The sequence below is a fragment of the Paenibacillus sp. B01 genome (genome assembly GCF_009649995.1).
GTDB lineage: Bacteria > Bacillota > Bacilli > Paenibacillales > Paenibacillaceae > Paenibacillus_O > Paenibacillus_O pasadenensis.
Genome location: NZ_CP045802.1, coordinates 4,884,791 through 4,902,007 on the forward strand (window position 1 = coordinate 4,884,791; position 17,217 = coordinate 4,902,007).

Here is a 17,217-nt window from a genome sequence, read left to right on the forward strand (position 1 = left end):
CGGAAGTCGGGCAGAAGGCGGGGTGGCGGGGGCGCTGCGGTCAATTCCGCTCTCTCGTTACGGACGCCTTCTCGCTCGCCCCCGTTAGAGCCAGCGCCTCGTACGTCGCCGTATCGGCGATGATGAACAGCCGCGCCTGCTCCGGAATCGTGTCGCCGAGCCGGCGGATGATGCCCGTGTCGTCGCCGTCGGCGACGAGCAGCGCGCCGCGCGCCTTCAGCCATTCGTAAGCATCGTTGTAGACGCGCCATTCCGGCCGCTTGGCGATCGCGTACAGCTCGTCCCCGCTGTCCTTGCTCATCAGGTTCATGAACAGGCGCGACGAGCCCTGGTTCACCGTGGAGCTGGCGATCAGATGGGAGATCGACTGCTGCGACAGGATCAGCTCATCCACCTTCGCATGGCGGAAGCTGTGGCGGTGGCTTTCCTTGAGGATCTCCGCGATCGTGTAGATCTCCTTGCCTTGGCGGGCCGCATAGCTCTCCAGCGTCGTCGCGATCAGCAGCGTATGGCCGTCCGCCAACGACGAATTATGCACGCCCTCCGGGGAAAAGATGACGACCGCCTTGCACGCGCAGACGTTCGCCCGGTCCAGCGTCGCGTACTCCGTGGCGTCGCCTTGGATGTAATGAACGCGATGCTCCGCCATCGGCGTCTTCTCCAGCTTGGCGACGAGCACGACCTCCCGCGCCGGATCGGCGAGCAGCAGCTCCTCGATCATGTCGCGGATCTTTTCCTCCGACCAGCCGATGACGACGTAGTGATCCTTGCCTTGGTAAGCCAATCTGCCTTCCTCCCTCTGCTTTTTCCAGCTCACGAAATTCTCCGTCGTCTTGCCGACGATGGAGCCGATCAGGAACAATCCGATGAAAATGACGACGATGCCGAACACCATGCCCGGAGCGGTCACCGGGAAATAATCGCCGTAGCCGACCGTCGTCGCCGTCACGATCACCCACCAGAGCGAGCGGAACCAGCTCGTGAACTTCTCCGGCTCCAGCGCCTGAATGACGAACGGGCTGAGGAGGAAAAAAATCGCCGCGAACACGGCGAGCGTCCGGCCGTCAAGCCTGACGATCTTGCGGAACGCTTGGTAGAAAAACAGCATGAAATCGATCCTTTCTCTCGGCAAGCCTGGATGCGGTAATCCTTTCTACCATTCGAAGGAAAGGGATGGAAACCCTTCCGGCGCCTTGTTCCTAATTATACGAAAGTTGAATCCCATTAAATGATAGGCGCCTTTTGCAGCAATCCGCCAGCGACCCGTCCAGCAGGCTGATCAACATCCTCTCCCACGCCCTAGCAGACAACGCAAAAAAGGGCTGTTGATCAGCCCTTCTCTCCTTCATTCCGCCGCGAGCGCCGTCCACGCCTCCAACGGACCGGGCCGCTGCGCCCGAGCCTAAATCTCCCGCATCCACGCTTCGATCAGCCGCTGCAGCTCCTCTGTCTCCAGCTCGCAGCAGCTGTCCTCGTCGGCCAGCTCATCGACGACCCGCGTCCGCTCCCGGCCGATCTCCAGCGTGCAGGCGTTGCCCGAGAGCTCGCGCCCGTCGGACTCGCCGCGCAGCACCGCGCCGATCGCGTCCAGATACTGCGGCCCGCTCGCCCGATTGACGTCGGTGAACAGGAACGTCTCGACGAGCGAGAGCTCCGCCGGCAGCCTCATGACGGTCAGCTCCTGCCCGCCGTGGTTCAATTTTTCGATCGCATAGGGGTACTTCATCGCTATCGTTCGTCTCCTTTGCCGTTCAATAATGCGGGAAGGCCGAGATGATGCTGCCGCTCCGGTCCAGATACATGTCGATCCGCATGCCGGACGAGGTCGTGCCCGTGTACGTGTTGCCCGTCACATGGCGTTGGTTCGCGAACGCCTCGTTGATGGAGTCGACGATCTGCTGCGGACTCATGTCTTTCGGGAAAAAGGTCGACATCCCCTGGTTGCCCGTCTTCGGCACGCCGTCGATCTCGACCTGCGCCTGATAGACGCCGTGCGCGTTCGGAGGCGACTCCGTGCCAGGGATGACCCGCCCGCGAGCGGTCGGCATCCCCTCGTAGTGGTAGCCGACGCCCCGCCCGCGGCGGTTGAGCTCGCCATCGAGAATATGCTCCAGCGCCCCCGCGCGGAAACGGGACGTGTTCTGCAGCTTGGCGATGTCGTATTCGACGGTCCGCGCGTCGAGATGCTTGCGCAGCCACTCGCCGAACCGGCCGGGAATGCGCTTCGCGAGCCGGCCGAGCGGGATCCGGCTCAGCGCCAGATCGACGCCGAGCGCGGCGAGCCGCCCCGGCGTCAGGAAGCTGCGCGGATCGCGCAGGAACGCGCCGATCGTCGCGCCGCTGCCGAACAGGCCGGTCACGGTCGAGATCAGGCCGATCGCCGGCCAGAGCTCCAGAAACAGCAGGGATAGCGCGAGCATGCCCGCCGCCATGGCTGTCTTTTCCCAGAAGGAACGCCGGTCCCACCACTGCTGCAGATCCTCGAACATGCAGGCGAAGCAGCCGTGCGCCGCATCCGGCGCCTGCAGCAGCGCATGGAGGTGGAGCGAGGCCGCCGCCAGCAGCAGCGCGGCGGCTCCCAGCAGCGCGGCCAGCCGCCGCGTCTCGCGGCGAATGTCCGGCTCGGCGCCGAGCGCCTCTTCGTTGCCGTAGAGCAGCGTGCAGCCGAGCCGCTTGCGCTCCCGGAAAAACGTCAGCTGCTCCCGAAACCGTCCGCGCCGGAAGAACAAGGCGGCGCCGCTGCGGGCGAGCTCGCTCAGCGGATCGAGCCATCGTTCCCGCTCCAGCATCGGCAGCCGGTCGCGGATGCGGTTCAGCTGGACGTAGTCGTACCCGACCGCGCCGGCAAGCAGCAGCAGATAAAGCGGCTTGGTCGCATGGCCGTTGCCGGTCCGATCCCCGATCCATTGCAGAATGTCGGGCAAGTCGTAGCTGGCGTTGTAGGCCGCATGGTCGAAGATCGCTAGGGCGAGCAGCGCGGCCGGCACCGCCGGAGCGGCGCCTCTCAGCTTGCCGCGGAAGCGGATCGCCAGGCCGACCCCGAGCGCCGCGAGGCTGCCCAGCATCGCGTGGCTGTAGCTGATGTACGCCGGGCCGCGGGTCAGCTGCAGGTAGCCGGGGAACAGCTCGCCGACGTTCCAGTGGATGAACTTGCCGCTGATCCAGCTGTAGCCGTAAGGGAAGATGTGTCCGGTCGTCCAGCGGCGCGCCGTCTCTTCCATGAACTGAAAGCCCGCCCCGACCGCGCCGCCGATGAGCGCGTAGTCCCCGAGGCTGAGCGCCGAGGCGCGCCGGGAGAACAGCAGGTAAGCCGCCAGCGGCAAGAGCTTGACGACCTCCTCGGCGATCGGCGTCAGCAAGGCGCGGCTCCACAGGTCGCCCGTATCGCTGCCCGTCCAGGCGGTCAGCAGGCTGACCGTGAACCCGGTGAGCGGGACGATGAGCCAGGCGCCGGCCAGGAAAAACAGCATGACCGAGCGCCAGGAAAGCGTCTTGCTCCGGCACAGCCACCAGAACTGCAGCAGGACGTAGATCGACCACAGGTACTGCACGCCCAGCTTGCGGGATTCGGGATAGAAGAACAGGGTGCTCAGGAAATAAAGCAAGGCCGCCCAGGAAAGCAGGGCGTACAGATGCAGGACGTACGGATGCTTCGCGAGCCAGCGCCCGGCTCCGCCGAGCAGCCGCTCGACATGCGAGCGCAGCCCGCTGCGCCACTTCATACGCTGTCCGATCATCTCTTCCTCCTCTTCGCCTGAATGGGATGAGCAGCGATGAAATTCGCCTAATCATTACCACATTCGGGAAAAGATGAAACGATGACCGTCCGAAGCGCCTCTCCGCGCTTACAGGTAGCGGTAAGGGTCGCCGCTTGGCGCGTACGCCACGGGCGCGCCGCCGAGCAGCGGAGCAATCCAGTCGGCCAGATGCTCCATGCCGGCGGCCTCGCTATGGAAATGCCCGACGACGAGCAGCGCCCGCCGGCGGCCGAGCAGCGCCGCGTCGCGGACGTACTCGCATGTCATCCACTCGACCGTCTCGCCGCACAGCACGGCGTCGACATCATCGCGCGCAGCCGCCCGCAGCTGGCGCTCTCCGCCCGGCGCGCCGACCTGCATGGCGATGCGCGAGACGGTCCAGTCCGGATCGCCGACGACGCGCACGTACGGCACGCCCAGACGCTCCTTGAGCTGCGCCGCCAGCTCGCGCACGGTCTGCTCCGGCAGCTGCACGACGGCGCCGTGTCCGCCGTCCGTCGGAGCCGGCCAGCCGAGCCGGCGCAGCATGCCTTCCTGGATGCCGTCCGGCCGGCGGCGATGCCAGTCGTCGTGGAAGCGCCAGATGGCGATGCCGTGCTCGTCGACGAGCGCGCGCTTGGCTCGGTAGACCGGATCGTCCTCCAGCCCGTCCGTCTCGTCGCGATGGTTGTACCAGGTCGGCTCGTGGGTGACGATCAGGTTCGCGCCGCTTGCCGCCGCCGCGCGGATGACGTCCGCCGTCGCCGTGAAGCAGACGAGCACGCCGCGCAGCGGCTGCGTCGGATCGCCGGTCTTGAGCGTGTCGACGGTCCCCTCCTCCGGCTTGACGCCCGCTTCCCGCTGGATGCGCGCGATCGCCTCTCCGATGGCAAGTCCGCTCATGTCCGTTCCCCCTTCTCTTTCCCCATCTCTCCGCCGGCCTGCCGGTAGCTGACAAAAGCAAGCTCGCGGCTGTCCGGCGACCATGAATTCACGTTGATCGTGCCCTGACCGCCGAACAGCTCGGCCAGCAGCCGGGATTCGCCGCCTAGAGCCGGCAGCAGGCGCAGCTCGACCTGCCGGTTCGGCGGATGGTCGGCCGGCTCGACGTCTCCCGCGCGGTAGGCGAGATAGGCGACGAGCCGTCCGTCCGGAGAAGGATGCGGGAACCAGCTGTTGCGATGCTCGTCGAACGTCATCTGACGCTGCCCGCTGCCGTCCGGCTCCATGCGCCACAGCTGCATGAGCCCGGAGCGCGTGCTGTTGAACCAGATTCGGCCGTCCGGCGCGTACTCCGGCCCGTCGTCGAGTCCCGGAGCGTCGGTGAGGCGCCGCTCCTCGCCGCCGTCCGAGCCGATGACGTAGATGTCGTAGGCGCCGCCGCGCTCGGCGCAGTAGGCGAGCGTCCGGCCGTCGGGCGACCAGCCGTGCAGATAGCTCGGCCCGAGCGGCGTGACGAGCCGCGGCTCCCCGCCTTCGACCGGCAGAACGTAGACGCGCGAGCGGCCGTCCCCCTCCGTATGATGGCTGACCGCGATCCGGCGTCCGTCCGGCGACAGCACATGGTCGTTGTTGCAGCGGTCCGCGAAGCCGCTCCCGATCTCGGCGACCGCTCCGCCCTCCAGCTCGAAGGCATAAAGCCTGCCGCCGCTGTTGAAGATGAGCCGCTTGCCGTCGGGCGTCCAGTTGGGCGCTTCGATCAGCGCCTCGAACTCGGCCCTCGCGCGGCGCGCGCCCGTGGAGACGTCGACCGTCTCCAGCACGCTCGTCACGCCCCGCTCCTGCGCCAGGCGCAGGCCTTCCTCATGGGGAAACATCTCGTTCTCCTCCTTGTCCCGGCTCGGATTCAAATCGCCGTCGGCCGCCCTCGCGGCAAGTCGAGCTTTGCGCCAGTATAGCACAGCGACAACGCGCTGATCACGGTTTTCTTTTACGGTCCGATAAGACCCGATTGCGAGCGGATCAAGGACCCGTCACACGATCGGAAAAGAATGAAATCAAGCTTTTTCGCTTTAAACCATTGACATGTGATGTCAACTTTGTCTATCCTCCTCCTAATGCCTGCACAAGACAGATTGACTGAAAAAGGGGCGAAAACGATGAACAAAAAGTGGAAAATCGGCATCGTCGGTTACGGAAATCTGGGCAAAGGCGTCCATAAAGCGCTCCGCCAAAACGCCGATCTCGAGCTGGCCGCGATCTTCACCCGGCGCGATCCTGCCTCGATGGAATCGGCCTGCGGCGATGCCGTATTTGCAACGATCGCGGACGCCGAGCTGTACCGGGACCGGATCGACGTCATGATCCTGTGCGGAGGCTCGGCGAGCGATCTGCCGGAGCAGACGCCGATGCTGGCGGCGGCATTCAGCACCGTGGACAGCTTCGACACGCATGCCCGCATCCCGGAGTTCTACGAGCGGGTCGATGCCGCCGCACGGGCCGGGGGCAATCTCAGCCTCATCTCGACCGGCTGGGACCCGGGGCTGTTCTCGCTGAACCGCCTGCTGGCGGAGTCGATCCTGCCGGAGGGCTCGACCGATACGTTCTGGGGCACAGGCGTCAGCCAGGGCCACTCCGACGCCATCCGGCGCATCCCCGGCGTGAAGGCCGGCGTGCAGTACACGGTGCCGATCGAGGCCGCGGTCGAGCGCGTGCGCAGCGGAGAGCGGCCGGAGCTGGCGACGCGCGAGAAGCATCTGCGGCAGTGCTTCGTCGTCGCCGAGACCGGCGCGGACCGGGCTTCGATCCGCGAAGCGATCGTCACGATGCCGAACTATTTTGCCGACTACGACACGACGGTGGAATTCATTACGGACGAGGAGCTGCAGCGCGATCACAGCGGCATGCCGCACGGGGGCTTCGTCATCCGCAGCGGCTCCACCGGCGAGGGCACGGGCCAGCTCATGGAGTTCGGCCTGAAGCTCGGCAGCAACCCGGAGTTCACGGCGAGCGTGCTCGTCGCCTACGCCCGCGCGGTATGCCGCCTGCGGGAGCAGGGGCAGACCGGGGCGCGCACCGTATTCGACATTCCGTTCGGCCTGCTCTCGCCCAAATCGCCGGAGCAGCTGCGCCGGGAGCTGCTTTAAGCCTTCCTTCCGCAAGTCCGCAAGTCCGCAAGTTCCTGGCAAGACGCATTCGCCACTACTTTGACAAAGGGGTCGTTCATCATGAGCTTTTCCGTGTCCGCCGGTTCCGAGGCCGGAGCCTACCTGCAGTCCGTCTATGAAAGCGTCGTCCGGCGCAATCCCCAGGAGCCCGAGTTCCATCAGGCCGTCCAGGAATTTCTCGAAAGCATGGAGCCCGTGCTCGTCCGCCATCCGGAGTATCGCAAGCATGCCATCCTGGAGCGCCTCGTCGAGCCGGACCGGCTCGTCTCCTTCCGCGTGCCGTGGGTGGACGATCAGGGACGGGTGCAGGTGAACCGCGGCTTCCGCGTGCAGTTCAACAGCACACTCGGTCCGTACAAGGGCGGCATCCGCTTCCACCCGACCGTCAACGCCGGCATCATCAAGTTCCTCGGCTTCGAGCAGACGTTCAAGAACGCGCTGACCGGCCAGCCGATCGGGGGCGGCAAGGGAGGCTCGGACTTCGATCCGAAGGGCAAGTCGGACCTGGAGATCATGCGCTTCACGCAGAGCTTCATGACCGAGCTGCAGAAGTACCTCGGCCCCGACGTCGACGTGCCGGCGGGCGACATCGGCGTCGGCGCGCGCGAGATCGGCTACATGTTCGGCCAGTACAAGCGCATCCGCGGCGGCAACGAGCCCGGCGTGCTGACCGGCAAGGGCGTCCAGTACGGCGGCAGCCTCGGACGGACGGAGGCGACCGGCTACGGCTGCATCTACTTCGTGCAGGAGCTGCTCGCCTCGCGCGGCCTGGAGCTCGACGGACGGCGCACGGTCGTCTCCGGCAGCGGCAACGTCTCGATCTACGCCATGCAAAAAGCGCAGGAGCTCGGCGCCCTCGTCGTCGCCTGCAGCGATTCGGCGGGATACATCGTCGATCCTCGCGGCATCGACCTCGAGCTCGTCAAGCGGATCAAGCTCTCCGAGGGAGGCCGCATCAGCGAGTACGTGTGCGAGCGTCCGCATGCGTCCTACCATGCCGGCAGCGGCGGCATCTGGAGCGTGCCATGCGAAATCGCGCTCCCTTGCGCCACGCAGAACGAGCTCGACGCGGCCGCCGCGCGGCAGCTGGCGAGCGCCGGCGTCATCGCCGTCGCCGAAGGCGCCAACATGCCGTGCACGCTCGAAGCCGTGCATCTGCTGCTGGCGGCCGGCGTGCTGTTCGGCCCGGCCAAAGCGGCCAATGCCGGCGGCGTTGCCGTATCGGCCCTGGAGATGGCGCAGAACAGCATGCGTCTGTCATGGAGCTTCGAGGAGGTCGACCGCAGGCTGCACGCCATCATCCGTGACATCTACCGCAACAGCGTCGACGCCGCCGAAGCTTACGGCTTCCAGGGCAACCTCGTCGCCGGCGCCAACATCGCCGGCTTCCGGAAGGTCGCCGATGCGATGATTCTGCAAGGCGTCGTGTAGCGGCCGCCGCCGAGCCTGCGGCCGCCAGCGGGCTCGACGCGAGCGGCGGGCTCAAGCGGAGAACGCGAACAAGCCGGGCCTGAACAAGGCCCGGCGTTTTGACGCGCGCCTGATGACGCTCTTGCTGCCGCCCGCCGCCCGGATCAGATCGCCATCGGCCTCCCCAAATAGTCGACGAAGCGGAAGCCCGGCGGGACCTCGACGCGGCGCTCGATCAGGTCGGCGATGCCGCGGGCGCTCTCGCGCGGATCGAGCTTGGCCTGCTCGCCGCCCATGTCGGTGCGCATCCAGCCCGGATGCACGCTCAGCGCAATCGCCCCGCGCTCGGCGAGCACGCGCGACAGCTGCTCGGTGAGCAGGTTCATCGCGGCTTTGGACAGCGTGTACGGATAATCGCCGGGATAGGCGTTCGTCATGCTGCCCGCCTCGGAGGAGATGTTGATCAGCGCCGCGTCCGGTTCGGTCAGCAGCGGCAGCAGATGCTTGGCGACGCGCATCGGACCGTACAGGTTGATGTCCATCGTCGACTCCATGAAGGCGAGATCGAGCCGCTCGATCGGCGTCTCGCGAGCCTCCAGGACGGCCGCGTTGTTGACGATCGCGCCGAGCTGCCGCCCTTGTCCGCTCAGCCGCGCGGCCAGCTCGGCGATGCCCGCCTCGTCCGCGACGTCGAGCCGGACCGGCTCCAGCCGCTCGCCATGCTGGTCAGCCAGCGCCCGGAACTCCGGGCTCGGCTGCTCCGGCCGGCGCAGCCCCGCCAGCACATGGTGGCCGCGCCCCAGGCACTCGGCCGCCAGCTCCAGGCCGAGCCCGCGGCCCGCTCCGGTAATCAGGATGTTCATGTCAGGATCCTCCCTTTGCCGTCTAGTCGTTCTCCAGCAGCTCGACGAGCACCTTCAGGTCCGGCGCGGTGTCCATGTAGGCGTAGCGCCCGCCGGTATACTCGCCCTTCTGCTGCAGCGCGTAGCCCTTGCCCTCCAGCACGGAGATTTTTTCGGCCATGCCTTCGATCTGGAACGCGATGTGGTGGACGCCCTCTCCGTGCTCGTTCAAGTAGTTGCGCCATGTGCTCGGATGCTCGTCCGGCTCGATCAGCTCCAGCTGCAGGGAGCCCATGTCGAAGAAAGCCAGCCGGGCGCGGGCCGGACTCGGCGCTCCCTCGAACTCGGTGCGCGCGATCTCCGGCGCGTCCGTCAGGATCGCCGGCGGGACGTCCATCCCGAAAAAGTCCGCGTAGACGCGGCTGGTCTTGTCGATGTCATGGACGAGAATGCCGATTTGGGTGATGACGTTCGTGCCGAGCAGTCCGGACATGGTGATTCCTCCCTTGGGATGCTTGTTGTTAGGCTCGTTTGGCGCATCCGGCGCCGTCCGAGCCCAGCTTCTGCGCCAGTATAGCATAGCGGCAGCGTGATGATAACGGTTTCTTCGTCAGCGGCGGAGCTCCGTCAAAAGCGGAAAAGGCGGCGTTCGAGCTTCTCGTCCGCCGCCCCATTCGGTTCGTATTTTCGGCGTCTTAGGCCTTTTCGCCGGCCGCCGGCCGCTTCGCCGGCGTCTGCCAAACCTTCTCGCCGCCCTCGAGGCGCAGCCAGCTGTCGAAGTCCCGCCGCCCTTCGGTCAGCCGGATGACGCGCGCGCCGCGCGGAAAGCCTTCCTTGCCGTAGGTCGCATACCCGGTCGCCCGGCCGTAGCCGAGCGAGATGCCGTGCAGCTCGCCGACGTAGTCGTTGATATGGTCATGCCCGACGAATACGCCGGACACGTCGCCGCCCTCGAGCAGCGCGGCGAACATGCCGCCGTTCACGCCGGCGCAGCAGACCGCCTCATGGCGCTCTCCGCGGCAGCCCTCCGCCTCCCACGCCTCGGCATGCTCCGGCAGCGGAATGTGGAAGAACATCAGCGCCGGAGGCGCCGCGCCCCCTGCCTGCCTCGCTCGCTCGCGCGAGCGCGAGGCGTACCATTCCGCCTGGTCGCGCGCGAGCCAGCTGTACCCGGGCACGCCCGGCAGCCGGGAATAGTCGCCGCTGTCGAGGAAATAGAGCGTCGCGCCTCCTCCCGGGCCGTCGATCTCCAGCGCATAATTGCCGCAGCCGGTCACCCCCGGCGTATCGCCGGTCAGGCTGCCCGGCAGTCCCATGAGCGTCCGATGCAGCTCTTCGCGCGTGACGCCCGAGCCCGCCTCGGCATCGTGGTTGCCGAGCACGGCTGCCCAAGGGCTGCCGCTCGCGCCAGCGGCAGCCGTCGCCTGGCGGGCCGATTCGAGCGGCTCCGCGCAGGACTCGCTGTAGATGAGATCGCCGGTGAAGACGATCAGATCCGGCTTTTCCGCCTCCAGCACCTTTTCCATGAGCGCCCTCGTCCGCAGGTCCCGCTCTTCTCCGTTCTGCCAATGCAAGTCGGTGAACTGCACGATCGTGAACGTGCCGTCCTCCCGGAACGCCAGCCGCTGCTTCTCCCTGTTCTCCATGACCGCTCCGCCTCCCGGCTTCCTCGTCCGAGGAAAAGTTTGGATGCCCTGGGATCATTGTATCCGTTCGCGGCGCCGCTGTCAGGACAAACCCGCCGCACGCCCGCAAGCGGCACTCGCGGGCTCATGACCGCCTGCTCCGGACGATCCGGCCGGCGCGGCCGAGCGGCCGATCTGGAGACGGCAAAAAGCCGGGGCTTGTCTGCCAAGCCCCGGCTTTGCTATCCGTCCTATCCGTCCCCGAAACGCGCTTGCGCTCCGATGCGGTTCCTATTGAGCTGTCGCGCTATTGGCCCATCGCTTCCATCGCGTCCGGATAGACGACCGTCTGGAACACTTCGCCCGACGCCTGATCCTGCATCTTGACGGTCACCTTGTTCTCGTCCTGCGGCACGCCGTCGAACAGCCGGTAGTACATCGCCGGAAGCGCCACGCCTATCGCCGCGAACGCGTCGAACGAGCCCTCGAACTTCGCCTGGTCGACGATCAGCGTGAACTCCGAGAAGTCCTTGCTGTATTCGATGTCCTTGACCGACTGGAACGTCTCTCCGGCCTTCAGCTCGTCGATCGACGTCAGCAGGCTGGCTTTCATCTCGTCCATCATCTTGCCGTGCACGCTGCGCGGCATCTTGTAGGTGACGGAGCCGTCCTCGTTGCGCTTCACGTCCGTCACGCCGTTTTTCTTGGCGGCCTCGATGGCCGCGTCCAGCTCCTGGCCTTCAAAAAAAGAAGCCGGCAGCGTGATCTCGTGGTTCAGCAGCCCTTTGTCGACTTCGACGCCTTTGGCCGGGGATGCGGCCGGCGCCGCGGATGCCGCCGAGCTCGGCGCCGGACTCGATGCCGCGCCTTCGTTCCCGCCATTTTCGGAATTCCCGCCGCCGCATGCCGCCGCCATCGTCAGCAGCGCAGCCGCTGCCGCGGCTCCGATCATTCGTTTCATTTCCGTAGACCCTCCAGGCTGGTGATAGATTCCGCTTCTTGCGAAGCGCCCTTCTATCTATCGGCAGATCTGGAGGAAAATTCAATCTTTGTACGGATCATGCTCATCCGCGCCGGCCATGCAGACGCCGATCGGCCGCAGCCGGTGCAGCACCTCGATCGTGCCGGCATGGGCATCGAGCACCTGCTGCAGCTGCCGGTAGACGAACGGACTCTCGTCCGTGCCCGCGCCGCGCAGCTCGACGCCATAAGCCCGCACCGCCTCGCGCATCCGCTCCTCGCTGATTTCGCCGCCCAGGCGCCGGCGAGTCTTCCAGTTCATCTTGCCCGCCGCCTGCGTGCGGCTCATGACGCGGCCCGCGCCGTGCACCGTGCTCCAGCAGGCGTCGCGGTTCTCGTCCGTATCCCGTCCGCGCACGATGACGGAGATGTCGCCCATGCTGCCCCCGATGAAGCCGAGCTGGCCCGGCGCCGACGGCGTCGCGCCTTTGCGGACCACGACGGTCTCCCGACCCTCATGCATCTCGCGCCAAGCGAAGTTATGGTGGTTGTGCACGGCGAAGTCCGCCTCCGCGCCGAGCAGGCCGAGCACCTTGTCCATCACGTAGTCGCGTCCCGCGTACGCGTAGCGGCCGGCGAGCCGCATCGCCCGCTCGTACATGTCGCCGAGCTCGTCCGCCAGCTCCAGCAGCACGGGCGGCTGGTCCATGCTCTCGCCCGGCGCCCGATCCATGAACCGGCGTCCCGCCGCAAGGTTCAGGAACCCGCTCGCCGTCCGATGGCCGAAGCCTCGGCTGCCGAAGTGGTTGGCGACCCACAGCCGGCCCGTTCCTTCCTCCTCGAACAAGTCGACAAAATGGTTGCCGCTGCCGACCGTGCCGAGCTGATCCCGCGCCAGCGCCTTCAGCTTGTCATGCTCCTGCTTGCCGACGGTCCGGTAGACGTCCCAGTCGGGATCGTCGAACAGCTCGTGGTCGACGCGCTCGCCGTTCACTCGGCCCACGCCGAACGAGACGTTCGCCGCGATGCCGTCCATGATGCGCCCGAGGCGCGGCTTGATGTCGCTCGCGAGCAGCGTCGTGCGCACGGCCTTGTTGCCGCAGGCGATGTCGTAGCCGACGCCCGACGGCGAGATCTGTCCGTCGTACGCGACGACGCCGCCGATCGGCTGGCTGTAGCCTGGTGCGATTAATCATACAAATAGGTTGATTCTATATTCCTAATGCGCCGCAAGAGCCTCTCCCCCTTGACCTCGACTTGATTTTGCCGCAACGAAAATAGAGGAAAGCCAAAAAAGCGCATGGAAACTCCATGCGCTTTTTGCTGCAAGCCCGCTCCATCCCCTTTACCGCCGCAGGCTGCCCGTGCTCACGACGCCGTACCGGCCGAGCAGCTTGCGTCCGAGCAGCGCCACCGCGCGGTCGGTGACGAAGCCCATCAGCCCGAGGCTGATGAGGCCGACGAAGATCCAATCCGTGCGGAAGAACAGCCGCGAGTTCCAGATGAGATAGCCGACGCCTTCGTTGGAGGCGATCATCTCCGCGCCGATGATCGCCATGAACGACGTGCCCATCGCCAGCCGGATGCCGGTGAACATGTACGGCACCGTCGCCGGAACGACGACATGACGCACGATCTGCCAGTCGGATGCGCCCATGCTGCGCGCGGAGCGGATCCGGTCCTCCTCCACGGACAGCACGCCGGTAAGCGTATTGAGCAGCACGATGAACAGCGTCGCGTACAGGATGAGCATCACCTTGGACGTCTCGCCGATGCCGAACCAGATCAGGAACAGCGTGATGAACGCGATCGGCGGGATGAAGCGGATGAAGTTCAGGAACGGCTCGGCGAAGGCGCGGATCGCTCCGACCCGCCCGATGAGCAGGCCGAGCGGAATCGCGATCAGGCTGCCGAGGCTCCAGCCGAGCAGCACCCGGGTGAAGCTGATGCCGATGTACGACGGCAGCGTGCCGTCCGCCAGCAGCTCCCAGCCGCCGCGCGCCGTCTGCGCCGGCCCCGGCAGGACTTCCGGCCCGTAGGCCGAGGCGAGTCCCTGCCACAGCGCCAGCAGCCCCGCCCAGAAGGCGAGCTGCAGCAGGACCCGTTTCGTCTTGTCCGTGATGGTCATGGCCGTCTCCCCCTATTCGTCGAAATGCCCCTGGATGCGCGCATGCAGCTCATGGAACGCCGGGTCCGCGATGTCGCGCGGATAGGGCAGCGCCACGTCGTAGATGTCGCTGATGCGCGAGGACGGGCCGGGCGACATGATGCCGATGCGCCCGCCGAGCAGCAGCGCCTCCTGGATGTCATGGGTGACGAAGATGACCGTCTTGCCCGTATCGCGCCAGATGCGCACGAGCTCCCGCTGCATCGTGCGGCGCGTCATCGCGTCGAGCGCTCCGAAAGGCTCGTCCATGAGCAGGATCGCCGGATCGTTGGCCAGCACGCGCGCCAGCTGCACGCGCTGCTTCATGCCGCCGGACAGCTCGCGCGGAAACTTGTCCTCGTGGCCCGTCAGGCCGACGAGCCCGATGTACCGGTCCGAGATGGCGCGGCGCTCCGGCGCCTTCGTCTTTTTCATGCGCAGCCCGAACTCGACGTTCTCGCGCACCGTCAGCCACGGAAACAGCGACGAATCCGCCTGCTGGAACACGACCGCCCGGTCCGGCCCCGGCCGCTCCACCTCGCGCTCGCCGACGCGCAGCCGGCCGCTCGTCTTGGCGACGAAGCCGGCGATGAGGCCGAGCAGCGTCGACTTGCCGCAGCCGCTCGGGCCGAGCAGGATGAAGAACTCCCCGCTCCGCACCGTCAGATCGACCTCGCGGAGGATGTGCTGCGGCTCGCCTCCCCCCGCATGCGGGTAGCTCTTGCTCAGCTGATGGATGTCGATCTCATGGCCCGCCTCCGCCGCTTGCCGCTGCTGCGCCGCTGCCGGCCCCGACGTGCGCGCCGTCCTCATCGCTGCCGCCTTCGCCGCCCTTCTCTCGGCCGCTTCCTCCGCTGCCTGCCCCTGCGCCTTCCTCATCGCCGTACCCATCCGCCCATCGCCTCCTCTATTCCTTCAATTCGATCACGCGGTCCGGGAATGCCGCCCGCACGAGATCCAGCTTCAGCTTGCTGTCCAGGTCGAAGTCCTGCTGGATGATGCCATTGTCGACCATGTACTTCTTCTGGCTTTTCAGCCCTTCGTAGGCTTTGTCGGTGAAGCCGATGCTCCACGGGTTTTTCGGCAAGTCCTTGAGCGTCGCTTCCCGCGGCTGCTTGACCGTCTTGTAAAGGATGTCCGCCGTCTCGTCCGGATTCGCCTGGGCGTAGGACGACGCTTCGTCGAGAGCTTTCAGGAATCCGGTCACCGCCTCGGGCTCCTTTTGCAGCAGCTCGTTCGTAGCGATCAGGCCGGTGCCGAGCCGGACCGGCGTCTTGGACATGTCGCTCAGCTCATGGACGCCTTCGATCGCGGAGAATTTCTCGTGGTTGATCGCGCCGAATACCCAGACCGCGTCGATCTCGCCCTTGCGCAGCGCCACGTACGCCTCGTCGAGACCGCCCTGGCCGATCAGCTTGACGTCATCCAGCTTCAGCCCCTGCTCCCCCAGATAGACGTCCCACAGGTAAGGCAGGAACGTGCCCCGCAGGAAGCTCAAGCTCCGGCCCTTCAGATCGGCGCCGCTCTTCACGTCCGGCCGCACGAACAGCTTCCAGTCGCTCGCGCTCAGATCCGTCGCCGTGCCGGAGGAGGCGAAGATCGCATAATCGCCCTTGCTCACCGCGTTCAGCAGCGGGAAGTCCGCGCCGAAGGCGACGTCGACCTGCTTGATGAACAGCGAGTTCACGCCCTCGGCCGGCGTCGCGAACGTCACGAGCTCGGCGTCCACGCCATGCTTCTCGAAAAAGCCCTTCTCCAGCGCGACGCGGAACGTGATGTTCGTGGAGATGTCGGCGATCTTCAGCTTCACCTTGTCGACGCCGCTGCCCTCGGCCTCGCTGCCGCAGCCGGACAGCAGCAGCACGAAGAGCGCGGCTGCGGCGAGCGTCCCCGCCAGCCGGTTCAGTCGGATTCTCATGTCGGATCCTGCTCCTTTGCCTCTTCCTTGGCGATCGTCTCGTCGATGCGGGCGACGCATAGCGCGCCTTCGCCGTACTCGGCCGTGCCCTCGACCTCGACGACGGCCGCCGGTCCGCGTCCCGCCGCCCCCGGCAGCCGGAAGTCCGCGACGTCGAGCGGCTCGATCGCCGTCTCGACCGGACGCTCCGCCTGCGGCGCCCACTCGTACGGCGCGCGGTAGGCGCGGTACACCATGTTGGAGTTGCGCTTGTTTTTATAAGGGGAGATGTACTCCCAGACGAGCTCATGCTCGCGCGTCACCTCGAAGATGCGGCCGTCCGCGCCCTCGGTGATGAGCGTGTTGCCGTTCGGCAGCCGCTGCGCGCTGCTGATGTACGGGCTGTAGAACCGGTACGAGTCGAGCGGAGCCTGGAAGCCGGCCTCGGTCGGCGTGTACTGCCACTCGATCTGCAGCGTGACCGGGTTGATCTCCAGGATGCGCGAGTGGTCGCGGCGGGCGACCTTCACGCCGTCCGGCGCCTCGGCGTTCGGCGCGCCGTAGCCGCCCCAGCCGCCGTTGTCGAAGATAAGGATGTTGCCTTCGCCCGGCAGCCCCTGCGGGATGAGATGGGCGTGATGCTGGCCGATGATCCAGCCGATATGCGCCAGCTCGCCGGAGTAGTCCGGGCCGAGCTTCCAGACGATGCCGCCGGTCTTCTTGTCGATAATGGCCGTGATGTTCGTCTCCCGCGCGTCCCAGATGATGTTGTCCGGATGGAACCGCTCGTCGCCCGCGTCATAGTGCTTGTTCGGGCCGAGGACCGACGCCGAGTTGATGTGCATCCAGTCGCCGGCGAACGTGCCGAAGCCGCGGGTGTTCGGGTCCCGGCGCAGCGCTTCGCGCGCCGCCTCGTCGAAGCCGAGCTCCTCGAAATGGTCGCTGACCGCCCATTCCCAGACGACGTTGCCTTCCCAGTCGACCTCGATGATCGTGTCGTCGAGCAGCTCCTTGTCGGAAATTTCCGGCTTGGTCACGTTTTTATGCGCCAGGATGATCGTATGGCCGGAGTCGGTCTTCGGCTCCAGCCCCGGCGCGTAGTAGCCGACCGGATTGCCCTCGCGCTGGTAGTCGTGGTGCTGGCGGGCCATCCACTGCGGCGCGTTCTCCGGATCCTCGATATACTCGTAGCGGTCGAATTTCCAGACGACGTTGCCGTCCCAGTCGACCTGCACGAGATTCTTCTCGTCCTGAAAGCCGTAGCGCGGATCGCGCTCGGCCGTGCTGCCGAGCACATAGCCGCCGGGGAACAGCTTGTTCGGGAATCCCCGCAGCCCTTTCCACAGCCGCACCTCGCGGCCGTTCATGTCGATCAGCAGCGCGCCGGTGTCGGCCGCCTGGAAGATCGTGTAGCCGCTCCAGGCCTTCTCGGGCAGATAGACCGTCGTGCCGGTCGGATAGATCGTCGGATGTCCCATGTTCATTCTCCTTGT

The 17,217-nt window shown here is 66.3% G+C and carries 15 protein-coding genes and 1 pseudogene; 2 read left to right on the forward strand and 14 right to left on the reverse strand.

Going from position 1 to position 17,217, the window contains the following annotated elements; all coding sequences use genetic code 11:
• Window positions 1-40: 40 nt before the first annotated feature.
• The 5 genes from GE073_RS20985 to GE073_RS21005 all read right to left on the reverse strand — a co-directional run bounded on the left by GE073_RS20985 (window position 41) and on the right by GE073_RS21005 (window position 5,554).
• Window positions 41-1,108: an ion channel gene (locus GE073_RS20985; protein ID WP_101808165.1), complete on the reverse strand. Its 1,068-nt coding sequence runs from the start codon at window positions 1,106-1,108 to the stop codon at window positions 41-43.
• 294 nt (window positions 1,109-1,402) lie between these two features.
• Window positions 1,403-1,726, reverse strand: coding sequence for a hypothetical protein (locus GE073_RS20990; protein WP_101808166.1), 324 nt, complete (start codon window positions 1,724-1,726; stop codon window positions 1,403-1,405).
• Between the two features lie 25 nt (window positions 1,727-1,751).
• Complete coding sequence (locus tag GE073_RS20995; protein ID WP_101808167.1) at window positions 1,752-3,737, reverse strand: EndoU domain-containing protein; 1,986 nt, start codon at window positions 3,735-3,737, stop codon at window positions 1,752-1,754.
• Between the two features lie 108 nt (window positions 3,738-3,845).
• Entirely contained in the window at window positions 3,846-4,640 is a 795-nt protein-coding gene (locus tag GE073_RS21000; protein WP_028598770.1) for a Nif3-like dinuclear metal center hexameric protein, read from the reverse strand.
• The gene (locus tag GE073_RS21005) at window positions 4,637-5,554 is read right to left on the reverse strand and encodes a TolB family protein (protein WP_052333181.1); all 918 of its coding nucleotides are present in this window, start codon (window positions 5,552-5,554) and stop codon (window positions 4,637-4,639) included. Before GE073_RS21005 ends, GE073_RS21000 begins: the two co-directional genes overlap by 4 nt.
• Before the next feature lie 282 nt (window positions 5,555-5,836).
• Between GE073_RS21005 and GE073_RS21010 the strand changes: the two genes are divergently transcribed.
• Together GE073_RS21010 and gdhA are read left to right on the forward strand one after the other, a co-directional pair.
• A complete protein-coding gene (locus GE073_RS21010; RefSeq protein WP_028598769.1) occupies window positions 5,837-6,823 on the forward strand; it encodes a diaminopimelate dehydrogenase in 987 nt (328 codons plus the stop codon).
• A gap of 81 nt (window positions 6,824-6,904) precedes the next feature.
• Entirely contained in the window at window positions 6,905-8,275 is a 1,371-nt protein-coding gene (gdhA, locus tag GE073_RS21015) for an NADP-specific glutamate dehydrogenase (RefSeq protein ID WP_153784244.1), read from the forward strand.
• Window positions 8,276-8,418: 143 nt separating this feature from the next.
• On the opposite strand, the gene GE073_RS21020 is transcribed toward gdhA, so the two are convergent.
• The 9 genes and pseudogenes from GE073_RS21020 to GE073_RS21060 all read right to left on the reverse strand — a co-directional run bounded on the left by GE073_RS21020 (window position 8,419) and on the right by GE073_RS21060 (window position 17,202).
• Window positions 8,419-9,117 carry an SDR family oxidoreductase gene (locus GE073_RS21020; protein WP_153784245.1) on the reverse strand — a complete coding sequence of 233 codons (699 nt, stop codon included), beginning with the start codon at window positions 9,115-9,117 and terminating at the stop codon, window positions 8,419-8,421.
• Between the two features lie 22 nt (window positions 9,118-9,139).
• Window positions 9,140-9,589, reverse strand: coding sequence for a VOC family protein (locus tag GE073_RS21025; protein WP_153784246.1), 450 nt, complete (start codon window positions 9,587-9,589; stop codon window positions 9,140-9,142).
• 202 nt (window positions 9,590-9,791) lie between these two features.
• Window positions 9,792-10,742 carry a metallophosphoesterase family protein gene (locus GE073_RS21030; RefSeq protein WP_153784247.1) on the reverse strand — a complete coding sequence of 317 codons (951 nt, stop codon included), beginning with the start codon at window positions 10,740-10,742 and terminating at the stop codon, window positions 9,792-9,794.
• A gap of 286 nt (window positions 10,743-11,028) precedes the next feature.
• Window positions 11,029-11,682, reverse strand: a complete 654-nt coding sequence (locus GE073_RS21035) for a hypothetical protein (protein WP_153784248.1) — start codon at window positions 11,680-11,682, stop codon at window positions 11,029-11,031.
• 81 nt (window positions 11,683-11,763) lie between these two features.
• A pseudogene (locus GE073_RS21040) lies at window positions 11,764-12,861 on the reverse strand (RtcB family protein); the annotation flags it as partial.
• A 165-nt stretch (window positions 12,862-13,026) separates the two neighbouring features.
• The gene (locus GE073_RS21045; RefSeq protein ID WP_153784250.1) at window positions 13,027-13,809 is read right to left on the reverse strand and encodes an ABC transporter permease; all 783 of its coding nucleotides are present in this window, start codon (window positions 13,807-13,809) and stop codon (window positions 13,027-13,029) included.
• A 12-nt stretch (window positions 13,810-13,821) separates the two neighbouring features.
• On the reverse strand, window positions 13,822-14,640 hold the full coding sequence (locus tag GE073_RS21050; RefSeq protein ID WP_153784792.1) for an ABC transporter ATP-binding protein: 819 nt from the start codon (window positions 14,638-14,640) through the stop codon (window positions 13,822-13,824).
• A gap of 94 nt (window positions 14,641-14,734) precedes the next feature.
• Window positions 14,735-15,745, reverse strand: coding sequence for an ABC transporter substrate-binding protein (locus tag GE073_RS21055; RefSeq protein WP_194843433.1), 1,011 nt, complete (start codon window positions 15,743-15,745; stop codon window positions 14,735-14,737).
• Window positions 15,742-17,202, reverse strand: coding sequence for an aryl-sulfate sulfotransferase (locus GE073_RS21060; protein WP_153784252.1), 1,461 nt, complete (start codon window positions 17,200-17,202; stop codon window positions 15,742-15,744). Before GE073_RS21060 ends, GE073_RS21055 begins: the two co-directional genes overlap by 4 nt.
• Between the last annotated feature and the right edge of the window lie 15 nt (window positions 17,203-17,217).